At 36.1% G+C, this 16,573-nt stretch carries 13 protein-coding genes and 1 pseudogene; 10 read left to right on the forward strand and 4 right to left on the reverse strand.

Going from position 1 to position 16,573, the window contains the following annotated elements:
* Nucleotides 1–13: 13 nt before the first annotated feature.
* The gene (locus AC4CVF_RS04830; RefSeq protein WP_336953980.1) at nt 14–1,507 is read right to left on the reverse strand and encodes a TolC family protein; all 1,494 of its coding nucleotides are present in this window, start codon (nt 1,505–1,507) and stop codon (nt 14–16) included.
* A 197-nt stretch (nt 1,508–1,704) separates the two neighbouring features.
* Between AC4CVF_RS04830 and AC4CVF_RS04835 the strand changes: the two genes are divergently transcribed.
* Both AC4CVF_RS04835 and AC4CVF_RS04840 read left to right on the forward strand, forming a co-directional pair.
* The gene (locus AC4CVF_RS04835; RefSeq protein ID WP_336953979.1) at nt 1,705–2,115 is read left to right on the forward strand and encodes an SRPBCC domain-containing protein; all 411 of its coding nucleotides are present in this window, start codon (nt 1,705–1,707) and stop codon (nt 2,113–2,115) included.
* Nucleotides 2,116–2,200: 85 nt separating this feature from the next.
* Nucleotides 2,201–2,797, forward strand: coding sequence for a LysE family translocator (locus AC4CVF_RS04840; protein ID WP_336953978.1), 597 nt, complete (start codon nt 2,201–2,203; stop codon nt 2,795–2,797).
* A 40-nt stretch (nt 2,798–2,837) separates the two neighbouring features.
* Here AC4CVF_RS04840 and AC4CVF_RS04845 read toward each other — a convergent pair whose 3' ends face one another.
* A complete protein-coding gene (locus AC4CVF_RS04845; RefSeq protein ID WP_336953977.1) occupies nt 2,838–3,650 on the reverse strand; it encodes an AraC family transcriptional regulator in 813 nt (270 codons plus the stop codon).
* Nucleotides 3,651–3,999: 349 nt separating this feature from the next.
* Between AC4CVF_RS04845 and serC the strand changes: the two genes are divergently transcribed.
* Nucleotides 4,000–5,079, forward strand: a complete 1,080-nt coding sequence (gene serC, locus AC4CVF_RS04850) for a 3-phosphoserine/phosphohydroxythreonine transaminase (protein WP_336953976.1) — start codon at nt 4,000–4,002, stop codon at nt 5,077–5,079.
* Between the two features lie 871 nt (nt 5,080–5,950).
* Here serC and AC4CVF_RS04855 read toward each other — a convergent pair.
* Complete coding sequence (locus AC4CVF_RS04855; RefSeq protein WP_419360542.1) at nt 5,951–6,880, reverse strand: hypothetical protein; 930 nt, start codon at nt 6,878–6,880, stop codon at nt 5,951–5,953.
* A gap of 245 nt (nt 6,881–7,125) precedes the next feature.
* Between AC4CVF_RS04855 and AC4CVF_RS04860 the strand changes: the two genes are divergently transcribed.
* The 7 genes and pseudogenes from AC4CVF_RS04860 to AC4CVF_RS04890 all read left to right on the forward strand — a co-directional run bounded on the left by AC4CVF_RS04860 (nt 7,126) and on the right by AC4CVF_RS04890 (nt 15,370).
* Nucleotides 7,126–7,626 (forward strand): YaiI/YqxD family protein, encoded by a 501-nt coding sequence (locus tag AC4CVF_RS04860; RefSeq protein WP_336953975.1) that lies wholly within the window; start codon nt 7,126–7,128, stop codon nt 7,624–7,626.
* Between the two features lie 203 nt (nt 7,627–7,829).
* On the forward strand, nt 7,830–8,738 hold the full coding sequence (locus AC4CVF_RS04865) for a DMT family transporter (RefSeq protein ID WP_490789033.1): 909 nt from the start codon (nt 7,830–7,832) through the stop codon (nt 8,736–8,738).
* 745 nt (nt 8,739–9,483) lie between these two features.
* Nucleotides 9,484–10,875, forward strand: a complete 1,392-nt coding sequence (locus AC4CVF_RS04870; RefSeq protein ID WP_336953973.1) for an LLM class flavin-dependent oxidoreductase — start codon at nt 9,484–9,486, stop codon at nt 10,873–10,875.
* A gap of 329 nt (nt 10,876–11,204) precedes the next feature.
* The gene (locus tag AC4CVF_RS04875; RefSeq protein WP_419360477.1) at nt 11,205–12,455 is read left to right on the forward strand and encodes an SfnB family sulfur acquisition oxidoreductase; all 1,251 of its coding nucleotides are present in this window, start codon (nt 11,205–11,207) and stop codon (nt 12,453–12,455) included.
* Between the two features lie 32 nt (nt 12,456–12,487).
* Nucleotides 12,488–13,462 (forward strand): annotated as a pseudogene (locus AC4CVF_RS04880) (acyl-CoA dehydrogenase family protein); the annotation flags it as partial.
* A complete protein-coding gene (locus tag AC4CVF_RS04885; RefSeq protein ID WP_490789034.1) occupies nt 13,446–14,273 on the forward strand; it encodes an SDR family oxidoreductase in 828 nt (275 codons plus the stop codon). The pseudogene AC4CVF_RS04880 and the gene AC4CVF_RS04885, both read left to right, overlap by 17 nt.
* A 146-nt stretch (nt 14,274–14,419) precedes the next feature.
* A complete protein-coding gene (locus AC4CVF_RS04890) occupies nt 14,420–15,370 on the forward strand; it encodes a LysR family transcriptional regulator (protein ID WP_336953968.1) in 951 nt (316 codons plus the stop codon).
* A gap of 457 nt (nt 15,371–15,827) precedes the next feature.
* On the opposite strand, the gene AC4CVF_RS04895 is transcribed toward AC4CVF_RS04890, so the two are convergent.
* Entirely contained in the window at nt 15,828–16,448 is a 621-nt protein-coding gene (locus AC4CVF_RS04895; RefSeq protein ID WP_004822589.1) for a TetR/AcrR family transcriptional regulator, read from the reverse strand.
* Between the last annotated feature and the right edge of the window lie 125 nt (nt 16,449–16,573).

Genomic DNA, 16,573 nt, shown 5'->3' on the forward strand with positions numbered 1-16,573 from the left:
TTTATGCTCCATCTTAACGAATATAATCTGTATTAGTTTGATTGACGTAGTCTTTGAATTGTTCAATAGAACCATGGCTTTGTAGCAAAGTTGCTAGGGAGAGCACGTATTTATAGGCATTGAGTGCTTTTTCGGTTTTGAGTAGGCTGAGTTGATTCTGTGCATCGATGACTTGAGTGGCGGTGCCCATATCTTCTTTAAATGATAATTGTTGAATTCTTAAATTCTCTAACACTGCTTGTTCATTTTGTTGTAGTAATTGATTGGACTGCTGTGCTGTGGCGAGCTCACTATAGGATTTGTAGATAATATTCTCAATCTCTTGTTGGGTGCGCGCTGTCATAAGCTCTGTTGCATATCTCTGTAATTCAGCTGCTTGGACATTTTTGTTCTTATCAATCCCTGAAAATAGGTTGTAGCGAGCAGCAACACCCACAATCCAATTTTGGTTTTGATCTAAACTATATTCTCCAAACGCAAAAAGGGTTGGTTTTTTTGCGGCGCTCTGGATTTTGACATTCTGATTGGCAAGCTGTGTATCCATTTGCATTTTTCGAACTAGGCTTGAAGTTTCAGGATAAGAAGCAAGGAGTTGGTTGAGTGATTGGCTTTGCTGACGATTGACAAATAAAGGTGTCGTCAATTGATCAATTTTGGATTTATGCAATAAATTTTGAAGTTGGAACTGACTGGCTTGTAAATTTGCCGAAGCATTTTGTTCTGAACGCTGGGCATTATTGCGCGCAACTTCAAATTGCATGCGTTGTCCTTTGCTAATAAATCCCTGTTTTTCAAGTTTGAGTGAATTGTCATAGTGTTGTTGCATTGCACTCAGATTGAATTGACTGGCATTGAATAGCTGTTGTTGTAATTGCACATTAAAATACGCCTGAATCACTTCAAAACGTTGTGTATCTTGCTGTTGTTTAGCATCGAGTTGACTACGTTCAACTTTTAAATTGGCAATCTGCTTTGTTGTCGAGGTAATCCCGCCAGTATAAATTGGCATCATCACAGAAACTGTAGGGCGAACAACTTGATCTTCAAGGACAACATTGGCTGTATCTGGAATTAAGCCAATACCACTATGAATTCCTTGGTTTAGTCCTTGTTTTAAAGGATCTGTGATATTCGATGGAATGTTCTGTTCAGATTGCCATTGATCAACCCGATCATTCACCCCTTGTGAAAGCGTCTGTTCTAGATTATTTTTGACCCCATTTAGTGGAATATCTGTTTCAGTATGAAACTTATAGGCACGTACATTTAAATCGATGCGAGGTAGACCAATATTTTTGACGGCTTCTGCTTGAAGTTTAGAAGCTTGACTGAGTGCTTGATTGGCTTGGGTGGTATAAGAGTTTTCAAGTAAATATTGTTCTGCTTGTACATAGCTTAGATTTTCAGCAAACGTGACGGATACAAAGGCCGTATTTAAGGCTACAAAGCTGCTTACTTGTATCAATTTTGATAATGCTTTAAGTGAATAGCAAGTTCTAAATTTCATCTGAAAAATCATCAGCATTTGTTTAAATTTGAGACTATTCTAACCTTGAATGACTAGAATAAATAATCTAAATGTATACTTTAATATGTGTGGTTTTTGTAGTTTCGATAATGAGTATAGATGTGATTAAATTATAATCAAAACCATGATAATTCAATCAATAAATTGAATCTCAAAATAGATATAAGGAGAAAAAAATGGCAAGAATTACCGTTGAGTCTGTGGTGACAGCACCAATCGAATTAGTTTGGGATATTTATAATAATCCAGAGGATATACAACAATGGAATACCGCTTCAGCAGATTGGCACACAGTCAATTCTAAAAATGATCTACGTGTGGATGGTCAATTTTCAAATCGTATGGAAGCTAAAGATGGAAGTATGGGCTTTGATTTTTCGGGTACATATACTGAAATTATTCCCCTTAAAAAAATTGCTTATTCTTTTGGCGAACGAAATGCTGAAGTTTACTTTGAACAGAAAAATGATGCTGTTGTGGTGAGGATTAGTTTTGATCCTGAAACGGTATATCCAATTGAACAACAGCAAGCAGGTTGGCAAGCAATTTTAGATAATTTTGCACGCTATGTAGAAAATAAAAGCTAGTTCTGCACAAACGTACAATACAAAATATTTCCACAGACTTACTTTGATCTTTTGAAATTCGTCTAGATCAAAGTTGAGTGTTGTTGTGGAAATCTTTCTTTATACCTTGAGTGTGATGTATAGCCCTGGTCCTGTAAATTTCATTGGATTGAATTCAGGACTGCTTGGGCAGCTTAAACAATCCATTGGTTTTTTCATTGGGGTGGGTTGTGCAATGTTATTTCTATTTTTGACCTTGGGCTATGTTGGTGAGGCTGTTATTCCTCACAATTGGCTAGACTATATTTCTTTGGTCGGGGCGGTATATACCTTTTATATCGCCGTTAAAATGTTGACAGTATATTTAGAAACAACTGAAAAAGCCGAATACCAACTGACTTTCTTAAATGGTTTCTTAATTCAATTATTTAATCCTAAAGGAATTCTGGTGATTTTACCCGTCACGACAATTATGTATCCTGCGGCTAAAATTACTGGCGTGATGATTTTCGTTGTATCTTTAATCATTTCTATTGGTGCTGCTGGAGCGCCGTTCGTATATGCTTTGGCGGGTAAATTTTTAGGGGATAAAATTTCTGATCCTAAATGGTTTAATTATTTAAATAAAATTATGGCAATCATGCTGATTATTACAGGACTTGGAATGCTTCGAGATTTTATTATAGGAATGCATTTGTTTTGATAAATCAAAATCTTGAACTGAATCTGTATGTGTTTTACACCTAAGGCAAATGATTGATCTTTTTCCAATGCGCAGGGCTGAGTCCAAATGCTTGTTTAAAATGTCGAGTCATATGGCTTTGATCATAAAAGCCTGCATCTGTTGCAGCTGCAACTAAAGAAGCCCCTTTGATTAAATTGATTTTAACTTTTTCCAGCCTGCGCATGGTTAAATAACGATGTGGGCTGGTTCCAAACAATAAACGGAAGTCGCGTGATAAACTCCACCGGTCGCGACCAATATTTTTTTCTAAATCATCCAAGCTGATATTTCGTTCAGATAATGTATGAATAAATTCTCTGGCTTTTTCTGCTGCACGATAATCAAAACTTAGCCGTTGTGATAATGGTTGAAAAGAAATTTCATTTAAAGCCATGGCCAGATCATACAGCGCATCTTCTTCTTCCAAGACTTCCATATGATTTTCAATACTTTGTAGAAAAGTATTGGTGGCTTTAAATAATCGAGGATCTGTACTGATCCCATGTTCGATAAAGGGTAGAGGTTTACCCTTTAAAATAGATTGAATTTTTGCAGGTTCTATATACACCATGCGATAGCGGAAACCTTCTTGTGTACCTGATTCGCCATCATGTTTTTCATCTGGATGCAGCACCATTGTCATACCTTGCTGGCTATGTTGCATGACACCTTGATAATGAAAACTTTGAACGCCTGAAAGGGTGCGACCAATGGCATAGGTATCATGCCGATGCGGTTCATAGGCATGATCATTAAAAAATGCTTCGATACGTTCAAATCGATCTGTTTCTGATGCTGTCCGAATCCAATCCTGATGATTTGAGGCTGGCATTTACCATCTACCAATGAATAAAGTTTAAGCTGGATAAATTATAACTGAGTTAAGCTTATAAATTGAGTTTTTATCCGTATATGGATATGAGTAACGGATATTCTAGCTTTGTGCAGTCAGTAATAAAATCAGAATGGCAATAAATTATTGTTTCAGGATGATGATTAAAATATCAATGCGCAGTCTAGCTACAATATTTTGCTTCTCTAATTGTCTATAGTTAATTGAATTATCAACTCTAAATCTTTAAACATATTGAAATATTGACTGACAAAGCTACTGCAAGAAAGGTCGATTTGTGGTTAAATGCGCCTATTTCATTCGTTTCACTTTTAAAAAGGGAAAAATCATGCGCGCGTACAATTTCTGTGCTGGTCCTGCTGCATTACCTACTGCCGTTTTAGAAAAAGCTCAGGCTGAGTTATTGGATTGGCATGGTAAAGGCTTATCCATCATGGAAATGAGCCATCGTAGCAAAGACTATGTGGCTGTCGCTGAAAAAGCAGAAGCTGATTTACGTAAATTGATGAACATTCCAGAGAACTATAAAGTATTGTTCTTACAAGGTGGTGCATCACTTCAGTTTTCTGCAATTCCGCTCAATTTATTGGGTAAAAATTCCAAAGCTGATTATATCCATACGGGAATTTGGTCAGAAAAAGCCACTAAAGAAGCGCAACGCTACGGCGATATCAATATCGTTGAGGCGGCAACAAGCATAAATGGAAAGCTTGCAATTTCTGAGCAAAGTACCTGGAACTTGTCAGACGACGCGGCTTATGTCCATTATGCTGAAAATGAAACAATTGGCGGTATTCAATTTGCCAATATTCCAGAAACAGATAAACCTTTAGTCTCTGATTTTTCATCAAGTATTTTATCTGCGCCACTAGATGTATCTAAGTTTGGTTTGATCTATGCTGGAGCGCAAAAGAATATTGGTCCTGCAGGTTTAACCCTTGTGATCGTGCGTGATGATTTATTGGATCAAGCAAAACCTGAAATTCCAAGCTTGTTAAAATATGGTTCGCAAGCGAAGAATGATTCTATGGTGAATACACCCGCTACTTATGCTTGGTATTTGTCTGGTTTGGTTTTTGAATGGTTGCTTGAGCAGGGCGGTGTAAACGCAATGTATAGAACCAACCTTGAAAAATCTAAATTACTATATGGTTATATTGATTCTAGTGATTTTTATAACAATCCGATCGCACTTCCAAACCGTTCAATCATGAATGTGCCGTTTACTTTGGCAGATGAAGCACTGGATAAATTATTCTTGAAAGAAGCTGAAGAAAATCATTTACTCAATCTTGCCGGCCATCGTTCAGTAGGCGGTATGCGAGCTAGTATTTATAACGCTGTACCTGTAGAAGGTGTACAAGCACTTGTCAACTTTATGGATGACTTTGCTCAACGTAACGGCTAATCATACTTCAAAACATTTAAATGATTTGTTGTGCGATCAGAACCTTAATTTCTCCCCCCTTGATTGAGTAAACAGAGGAGGAGGGAATTAAAGTCCTAGACATAAAAAAAATCCCTCCAGAGTGAGGGATTTTTTTTATGAGATAAATGCGGTAAAACATTAAGTCGTCGGGAATATGCCTAATATATGGATCATCATTGCAGCTAAAAACATACCTAGAACAAAAAAGCAGCAGGCTCCTTTATCCAAGCGTAAGTGAAAACCACTCACTTGATTGATTAGACTAGTCGATTGTTCAGGTATAATTTTCATTACTGAGCCTAGATTTTTAAATTATTGTTTAAATCCTATTGGTTCGTCGTATTTTTAACATAATTGACTGGTTAAATAAAGTGCTAAATTACATTATTAATATGTTGAGGTATTTATTATCTCGCGATCAATAAAAATATTATGAATTTATAATTATGATTTTGTGGGTACATTGTGGATAACTTGCCTATTTTTTAGTCTTTATATGAAAAATAATCCGAATTAAGTATAAAAATAGAGTCTATTTTTTAACAAGATCATGATATTTATTGGTTTAATTTTTATGTTTAAGCTTCTGTTTTTAAATTTATTTTCTGGGGATTCTTTAAATAGGGGGAATGTATTTATTATTTAAATAAACAGTCAATATTCTTCAGCTTAAATAGTTTTAAACAGACCTGATTATTTGATTTTGAATTTAAACTGTGGATAAGTAGTAAATTTGAATTCAAAAACATAAAAATTGCAGGGATGTATTTAGATATAATAGAAATGTTACAAAACATGTAATAAAAAAGCATGATGGGTTTCCCATCATGCTGATCAATCTGTTTTTGAATCAAGCAGCTGAATAAATGTTTGCTTGAATCCAAATATTGCCACGAATATATTGTCCAATTTCAAAATCTTTGAAAGCAGGATCTTTAGTTGCAATACGGATTAAGATTGCTGGTTGGTTCTCTTCAAGAATTAAAGTGACATCATAAAGTGTGTAGTTTTGTTGCATAAATTGCATTTCAGTTTTGCCAACAACTTTTCCTTGAAACCAAGCTTCATCCTCTTGTCCTAAAGTTTCTCCGTATAGGTATGCCACCATTTTAGAAAAATCAACAGTAACAGGAGCTTTGTCATCTTCTGACTTCGCTTCCCATGCATCAATTTGTTCTTGAAGATTTTCAGGCGTAATACCATTATTTTGTGAAAGGATATCGTTTAATGCACGATGGTGTTTGATTGAAGCAGGATCATCAACAATGATTTGTTCATGGTCTGAAACTTTTTCGAGCTCATAAGCCCATGCATTCAGTTGAACTTTATACTGTTGATCTTGAGAATATTGGTGTCCATTTACACTGTATAAACTGTCAAATGCATAGACCACACTATTTTCACCTACTTTTAAGCTAAGCACTGCTTGAGTGTTGGTTTTGCAGGTAATGATACGGTCGATAGAAGCATTTAATTGATACGGACTTTCAAAACTGGGGAAAGCCGTTTTTACAGCTTTAGGTTTGTTATTCTCGACATCAATCACTTGACAGAGCTGTACAGAAGAACCGTTTGGACCTTGGATTAACCAAGTTGATACATCCATATCACATTCTTTTGAACAAAGCCCCATGGGCATCACTGGTGCATCCAAAGCCAAACCTAACCATTTGGGTACTTCGGACGTTGGGTTTTCTGTCAATAGACTCCAATGTTCGACATGGCTACCAAAATTCTGATCTTCTATGATAATTGTTTCAGGTCTGTTTTGATTGTTCATTTTCACGATTTTAAATGCCTCTCTTATGCTATTAAATCGAGGATGATTGCTAGATTTCAAGTCCTGAAATGTAAAATCATAAGAAAAACCAGAATATTAAACTCAATTGCCATCAACCACGCCTTAAATTGTACTTTTAATCACCAAAATACAGATGAAAAGTTTGATTGGATTTCGAAGTCGTTAAAGATTTGCGCAATAAATAAAAGAATATGCATAGGACAGCGTAACGGCATTTTGCTAAAATGTTTAAAAATCTTTATCAGAGATGTTGTGTGCTGCCATTTAAACTTTGGGTCGATGCAGATGCTTTACCTAAAATTCTTCGTGAAGTGATCTTACGTGCATCAGACCGTTATCAATTAGAAGTTACTTTTGTTGCAAACCAGCCTGTGGGTATTACACCGTCTGTACGGATCAACTCAATTCAAGCAATGTCGGGTGCAGATCAAGCTGATCAAGAAATTGTTGATCGTATGAGTGAGCATGATATTGTGATTACTCAGGATATTCCTTTGGCAGCACAGGTCATTGAAAAGGGTGGTGTAGCAATTCACCCACGTGGAGAGGTTTATACATCAGCCAATGTCAAAGCTCGTTTACATTTGCGTGATTTTATGGATACCTTGCGTGGTGCTGGTGTACAAACGGGTGGGCCGCCACCGATTTCTGAGCGTGATAAACGTGAGTTTTCGAGTAGCTTAGACCAGACGATTCTCAAGCAGAAACGTAAGACTTCGATATAAGTCTAATGCTTGATTTAAAAATCATCTGCAACTGAATTTTTTCGACCTTTTGAATTAATCGAACTTGCTTTTCAATAGATATTTATATCAATAGAGCTTCCCGTTGCTTGATTAAGATTTAATTGAATTTGCAAAGATCAATGTAAAATTAATTTTTGAATCCAACAATTTAATTCACACCCAGCAGTCATTTAGGAATCTATATGCCCTCTAAATCCAACCTGATGACGACCTATATTTTATTGGTCTTAATTTGGGCAAGTACGCCTTTGGCAATTGTATGGAGTGTGGCAGATTTACATATGATGTGGGCTTTGGTTTTGCGGTTTTTTATCGCCTTGCCGATTGCTTTATTTTTGTTGCTGATTTTAAAAGTTAAATTACCGTGTAATAAAATTGCTTTACATAGTTATTTAGCTGGTTCATTTAGTCTGATTGGTTCACAAATTTTTACCTATGCCGCAACCAGTTATTTAAGTTCAGGTATTATTGCTTTGATGTTTGGATTAGCCCCGATTATGGCAGGACTTATTGGTCGTTTTGGCTTTAGTCAGAGATTACATGGGATTCAATGGCTTGGCATGCTGCTTGCTGTTGTCGGTTTAGCTATTATTTGTACCAGTAGCGGGGCCAGCCAACATGTGCATCCCGTTGGAATTATGCTGATGTTGATGAGTGTATTTACTTATGCTTTTTCCATCTTTTGGGTAAAAAAAGTGAATGCAGATGTCGTCCCAATGGCGCAAGCAACAGGTTCAATCTTGGTTTCTACGTTGGCTGCAATGTGTATTATTCCTTTTATTTGGCAGTATGCGCCTACGCATATTCCAGAAACTAAATCACTATTGGCATTGATTTATACCGTATTTATGGCTTCATTGCTGGCAATGTTTTGTTATTTTAAATTGGTTCAAAATATTAAAGCCACAACTTTATCATTGACTACAGTGATGACCCCAATGATTGCCATGTTTTTAGGCGCGATGCTCAATAATGAAAAACCAACTATGAATGTGTTTATCGGCGCGGTAGTTTTGATTTTCGGGTTATTTTTATACTTTTACAAAGATTTTAAAGCACGTCAATTGCTAGCCAAAAAGATTAAAAATTAGCATCGAATTTTTCTTTTTTCTTTTTTCTTTTTTCTTTTTTCTTTAGATTTTATGCTAAGTGATTAACCTTCAACTAAGCTTAGATTCAGGCTTTTGCATAGTTTATTTGTACAGCTCATTGAAGCTATGTAGATGCTTTTTAAAGAAGATGTGTTTTTAATTTTTTAAAATGTTAATCGATGCTTACAGATTGATGAAAGCCAATATATAGCCAACTTATCAAAAAACTCAAACACAAGAATATAATTTCCCTCAAATAATATTTTAAATTAAATCAAATACATGGCGGATAAGTTATTTGGTTATAAAAAGTTGGCAATGCCACACATTTCGTAGGGGGATGCCAAACTTTGCGCTGCAAACAAAACTCTGCTTTGTTTTTGCTCATGTAGAGCGAGGGGGACGTCCTCTACCCCCACCTAATGGCGGCTTCTCTGTCGCCTCACGGTAGGATCACCATCTTTGATTCAAAAATACAAAAAATGAATTGATAACCAGCAGTTCCATAAAGCGCATACAAAAAGATAGGCTTCATTTATGATCAGGAATTTGATGAAAATCACTTATATGAATAATTAGTTAGTTTGACGATAATTATGGTGAATAAACCAATTTGTATAAAAAAGTATATTTATTTCATTATTTTAGATAAAAGCAATCATGATAATAATTGAAGATATTGAGATAAAAGAATAAAGATAAATGGCATAGGATAAAAATAATATTCAAGATGAGTTGAAGAGAAATGACTAAGCAGATCCGCTTTAATGCCTTTGAAATGAATTGTATTGCACATCAATCTCCTGGTTTATGGCGTCATCCTTCAGATCGCTCAACAGAATATAAAGATATTGAATATTGGACTGACCTCGCTAAAATCTTGGAAAACGGGCTATTTGATGGCATTTTTATTGCGGATGTACTTGGGATATATGATGTTTACCACCAAAGTGCAGAACATGCATTGACTGGTGCAGTGCAAGTCCCAGTCAATGATCCTTTGCAAATTATCCCAGCGATGGCTGCGGTGACCCGACATTTAGGTTTTGGTGTGACAACATCAATATCTTTTGAACATCCTTATCCTTTTGCGCGAAGAATCAGTACATTAGATCATCTCACCAAAGGTCGAGTGGGGTGGAATATTGTCACCTCCTATTTGGAAAGTGGTTCTAAAAACTTAGGACTAAATACGCAATTAAATCATGATGATCGCTATGATATTGCCGATGAGTATTTAGAGGTGCTATATAAGTTGTGGGAAGGATCTTGGGAAAATGATGCGGTTTTAAGAGATAAACAGGCTGGAATCTTTGCAGATCATACAAAAGTGCATCCCATTTTACATGAAGGGAAATACTTTAAAGTTCCTGGTATTCATATTTGTGAACCTTCACCACAGCGCACACCTGTACTCTATCAAGCAGGTGCTTCTGCTCGAGGGCAAACATTTGCAAGCCAAAATGCTGAATGTATTTTTATTGCACCACCATCAAAAATAGCAGCCAAGAAAATTGTTCAAAGTATTCGTGAAAAATTAAAACAGGAAGGACGTGACCCTTATTCTGTTAAAATTTACACCTTATTGTCAATTGTAACTGATGAAACGGATAAAAGAGCTCAGGAAAAATTTAAAGAATATCAGTCGTATGGAAGTTATAACGGTGCTTTGACCTTAGTGTCTGGTTGGTCTGGTGTAGATTTTTCACAGTATCAACCTCATGATAAGGTTGAGTATATTGAAACCAATGCGATTCAATCGATGTTAGATGCTTATGTCAATGCGGACCCTAACCGTATTTGGACAATTGAAGAAATTGCCCATTGGAATAGTGTGGGGGGAAATGGTCCTGTGTTGGTCGGTTCAGCACAAACGGTTGCTGATGAGTTACAACAATGGGCAGAAGATACAGATGTTGATGGCTTTAATTTAGCCTATATTTTGGCACATCAAACTTTTATAGATATTGTAGATTTTATTGTACCTGAGCTACAACGTCGTGGTGCTTATCAAACAGAATATCGTCAGGGTACTTTACGAGAAAAACTATTTGAACAAGGTGCTTATTTATCAAAGAATCATCGAGGCTCACAATATCGCAAAGCGAATACGGATAGATTGGCACAAGCCAGTTAATCTTAAAATTATACTCTGAGATAAAATATTAATTCATCTGATTGTAGAGCATACATTGCCATTATCTAACAATATGAGTTGTATTGATTGATATTGTTTTAAAATTGATCTTTAAATGGTTTTTAAATTAGTCATTTATTTCATAATCATTTAGCTCGTTAGTCAGAACGTAGCCCACATAATGTGGGCTTTTTTTATGGTTTTAATGGATATGAATTTTAGTGATAAATTTATAATTTTGTTTTGAATAATAAATGCATTTATTTGTATAAATAGCATAAAAAAATAATGCTAGTTTAAATCCATGCTTATTTAAAAGAGTAACAACAATGACTGATTTAAACCAAAAAAACTTTTCTTCTCAGACGGCCGTTCCTTTGCAATTTTTTGAATTGAATCATGATGCACATGTTATTCAATCGGATGAAGAAGCTATTCAAGTAGCGAAAAATTTAGCCAAAGAGTTTGCCAAAGAAGCATCACAACGTGATTATGAACGACGTTTGCCACTTGAGGAGATACAGCTCTACTCACAAAGTGGTTTATGGGGGATTAATATTCCACATGCTTTTGGTGGGGCTGAAGTGAAATATCGTACATTAGCAGATGTGGTTAAAACTATTTCTAGTGTAGATCCTTCACTTGGACAAATTGCGCAAAATCATTGGGCTTTTATAGAGCATCTCCGTTTAGATGCCAGTATTGAACAGCAACAATTTTTCTTTGCTGAAATTTTAAAAGGTCGACGTCTGGGTAATGCCTTTTCAGAAAAAGGTAGCAAGACCGTTGCTGACTTAGAAACCAAAATACATAAAACAACTCAAGGCTATGAAATTAATGGTCAAAAATTCTTTGCTACAGGGGCTCTATTGGCACATTGGGTACCTGTCGTAGCAGTGAATGAAGATGGGCTACCTGTGGTTGCCTTAACGCCACGAACAAGTACAGGTCTGGAAATTGTCAATGATTGGTCTGGATTTGGACAGAGAACTACAGCGAGTGGAACTGTAGTACTAAAACAAGTTCAAGTTGATGAAAAATATATTGTGCCGATCCATAAAGCCTTTGAAAGACCTACAGCAGCAGGTGCGATTTCTCAATTCATTCAAGCCGCTGTGGATGCTGGTATTGCGCGTGGTGCAATTGATGAAACGATTCAATATGTACGCTTACATTCACGCCCTTGGATTGACTCAGGTTTAGAAAAAGCGAGCGATGATCCGTATACCATTGCAAGTATAGGGGAGTTAAAAATTAAATTACGTGCAGCCGAAGCCGTTTTAGACTTGGCTGGTGATGCAATTGATCAAGCAATTGCCGATCCATCTGAAGAGAATGCTAATCAGGCGGCATTACTGGTTGCAGAAGCCAAGGTATTAACAACTGAAATTGCCATTCTGGCTTCTAACAAATTATTTGAATTATCAGGTACTCGTTCAACATTGTCTGAATTAAATTTAGATCGCCATTGGCGTAATGCACGTACCCATACTTTGCATGATCCTGTACGTTGGAAATTTAATTTAGTCGGTAATTATTATCTCAATAACATTCACTTACCACGCCATGCGTGGAGCTAAGAATAAAAATAAGCAAATGATGGAGAGAAAAAATGGGTAACTTAGATATTCAAAACCGTTTTATTGAAGATTTATCAATCTCAGCAGACTATGAGACGGTTGCGTCAAAATATCGTGCAATTTTTGAAAAAATTTCACAGGGTGTCGTTGAACGCGAGCAACAGCGTATATTGCCGTATGAGCAAATAGATTGGCTAAAAAATGCAGGTTTTGGTGCATTACGTGTGCCAGTCAAGTTTGGTGGAGATGGGGTGTCTTTACCTCAGTTATTTCAATTGCTCACTGAACTTGCAAAGGCCGATTCAAATATTGTGCAAGCATTGCGGGGGCATTTCGCTTTTGTTGAAGATCGATTAAATGCACATAAGTTTAAGAATCAAGAATTATGGTTTAAACGCTTTGTTCAAGGTGATTTGGTGGGGAATGCATGGACTGAAATCGGTCATGTAAAAATTGGTGATGTGATTACCCGTGTAACTCAAAATAATAATCAATTGCTGGTCAATGGGAAGAAGTACTATTCAACAGGCACAATCTTTGCGGATTGGGTTGATTTATTTGCCTATGATGAACGTACGGATCAGCATGTTATTGCTGCGATTTCTCGACATGCTTCTGGTGTTGAAGTACTGGATGATTGGGATGGTTTTGGTCAAAAAACCACGGGAAGTGGCACTCTAACGTTAAGCAATGTTGCAATCGAAGCAGACCATATTTTGCCTTTTGAGCAACGTTTTAAATATCAGACTGCGTTCTACCAAGTCATTCATTTGGCAACCTTATCGGGTATTGCACAGTCAGCAGTTGCAACATTTATTCATGAAGTACAAAAGCGTGATCGTATTTTTAGTCATGGCAATGCTGACTTAGTACGTAATGATCCACAGATTTTACAGGTGATTGGTAAAGCTTCCGCACAAGCCTATGCAAGTCAAAGTATCACCACGCAAACAGCAGAAGCTTTGCAGCGTGCATATATTAGTCACTTTAGTGAATCCGAAAGGAAAAACACTTTTTATTACCGGTGCAAGCCGAGGAATAGGGCGAGAGATTGCACTAAAAGCTGCACAAGATGGTGCGAACATTGTGATTGCTGCAAAATCTACACAAGAGCATCCTAAATTAGGGGGCTCGATTTTTACTGTTGCTCAAGAAGTTGAGGCGGTAGGTGGTCAAGCTTTAGCACTTCAACTGGATGTACGTGATCAAGATGCGGTTGCGCTTGCCATGAAACAAGCAGCAAAGCATTTCGGTGGAATTGATATTTTAATTAACAATGCTGGTGCGATTAAACTGTCTGGCGTAGAGACGCTTGACCCAAACCGTTTCGATTTAATGTATCAGATCAATACACGTGCTGTGATGGTCTGTAGTCAAGCTGTACTACCTTATTTAAAAAACAGTGACAATCCGCATATTTTAAATCTTTCACCGCCGTTAAACTTGGATGAAAAATGGTTTGCTAGCTATGCACCGTATACCATTACTAAATATGGCATGAGTATGTTGACTTTAGGGATGAATCAAGAGTTTTCCGGTTATGGGGTGAGTGTAAATTCACTATGGCCGAGAACGATTATTGCCACAGCTGCAATTGAGTTTTCTTTAGGCGGTAAGCAATTATTTAGCAGAGCTCGTAAACCGAACATTATGGCAGATGCCGCTTATCGTATTTTAAACAGTGAAAAACGCGCCTTAACAGGACGCTTATTGATTGATGAAGAAATCCTCCGAGAGTATGGTATTACAGATTTTAATGAATATCGCTATGCTGATTCAGAGGATGAGTTAATGGTTGATTTGTTTGTTAAAGAATAATTGCTGAGCTGATCACGCCAATAATCCGTGCCGATTTTAAAATCCTGAGTTGATTGTTTAAAATCGGTACATTAAAACATTGGAAATTTTTATAAAAAAGCAGAAGATATAATATTGAATCTAGAAAATGAGTGAGATGTAATTTCGTGTATGAGTTAGATTGTAAGTTGCTCAGTATTTTTTACTATATCTACAAGTTTAAAAGTGTTTCTGTTGCCGCAGATCATTTAGCGATGAGCCAACCTACAGTAAGCAATATTCTAAATAAAATTCGTGTTCATTATAACGATCCGTTATTTTTACGGATTGGTAATGAAATGGTGCCTACAGAATTATCTAAACAACTTTATCCCTTGATCAGTGAAGCGCTGAGCAAAGTTGAAATTATTAATAATTTTAGTGTGGATTTTGATGAAACAGCATCTCAGCAACAGTTTACTGTCGCGATGACAGATGTTTCTCACTTAGTTTTATTGCCTAAAATTTCTCAATATCTCAAAGCACATGCACCACATGTTAAATTAAATGTTCGCGCCATCACCTCTGAAACCAGTTATCAGATGGCAAATGGTGAAATTGATTTGGCGATTGGGTTTTTACCGCAATTAGAAAATGGTTTCTATCAACAAAAATTATTCGAACAATTTTATGTGGTGATTGCATCAAAAGATCATCCACGATTAACTCAACAAAGCATGACCGTTGAACAGTATTTGAGTGAATCACACATCGATATTGATGCAGGTGTTGGGCATTACCACATCGCCAATGAGCTGTTAAATTTAGATTTAAAACGTAATGTGTTGATGCGTATCCCGAGTTATCTAGGCGTTGGATTGGTGGTGCAAGATACTGACTCGATTGCAACCGTTCCTTATTATTTGAGTGAAGTCTTGTTGTCACGAGGAAACTTACAAATTTTCCCAGCACCCATTTCGTTTCCGACTTATTCGATTAAGCAGTATTGGCATATGTCATGTCATCATAAAACTAGCCATCAGTGGTTAAGACATATGTGTTATGAGATTTTTAGTCAGGTGAATTCAATGCCTTTACCCAGTCAGTTATTGAACTATGCTGATCAGCCAGAAGTTTAAGGGTTTCTCGAATTGATACATCCAGAATGATTGGTATCAACAACTTGATAAAATATTATTGATGAAAAAGCTTAATATTTTTGATTCAGAAAGTTTAAACGAGATTTATACGCAGGTCAGCAGTTGAATGGATGTGTGTATAAACAATATGCACAGGAAAGCAGAATATCTTTTGCAATTAGGTCATTTTTCCCATCAAATTGTTCAAGCTTATCTTGATGTATTGAACTCGAATTATATGACACAAGTGCATGATGTATATCATTTTTTAAACAGCTATATTGTGACTTAGAAAAGCTATCACCAGTTCAACAGTATCAACTTAAAAGTGTAATTAATTGTTGTTTAACGGTCTTTAGATAATAATTTAGAACTGTAGCTTTTAGAAAAAAATCAAAATAAATTTTAAAAGGACTTTTTAAAACTAAATAGCTTAAGAACAGTTATCCTTTTAACATTAATTTGCTTGGTGCTCTGAATCGGTTAGCTTATCAGGTGTCATCAATGCTTGATTGACATAGAGTTTGATTAAGCGTTCACGTGAACCAATGGATTTTTGATAGTGCGTAGAATTTAACAATAATGATGCGCCATAAGTCACTGTCCAGATATAGGACAAGTAATCACGGATAGACATGCTACTGTTTAAGGCTTTGAGATGTGCTCCGAAAAGATCTTTAATTTCTAAAATACGTTGTTCACGTATGCTATAAAGTTCTTCGAATAAGTCTTTGAGTTTACGTTCATTATTGGTTAGACGCTCTTCAATCACATGCAGTAAAATTGTTCGATTCGAATTTAACATGTTATATAACATGTATTCAGATACATAGATTTTAATATCGTGATGGTAGGCTTTAGAAATATCTAAAAGTCGTTTTTCATTCAAAATAATCAGTTCAAGATACAGTTGGTTTTTACTTTTAAAATGTTTATAGATCGTTCCTTTTGCGATATCAAGTTCAGCAGCAAGCTCACTTAACGTAATATCCTGATTATTATCAAGCAATAAGGTTTCTGCCATTGCTAAAATTTTCTCTTTGCGAAGAAGAAAATTCTGTTGGCGCACTGAACTCATTCTATTGATCCAAAACTGCTGATGAAGAACTGGACTCAGAGTATATCAGCTATTTCGCTGATTCAATAAAACTATAGTCCATCATATTCAATAAAATATTTATTTTTTCAATATATTTAATAATT

This window comes from Acinetobacter sp. LipI_19, assembly GCF_058242925.1.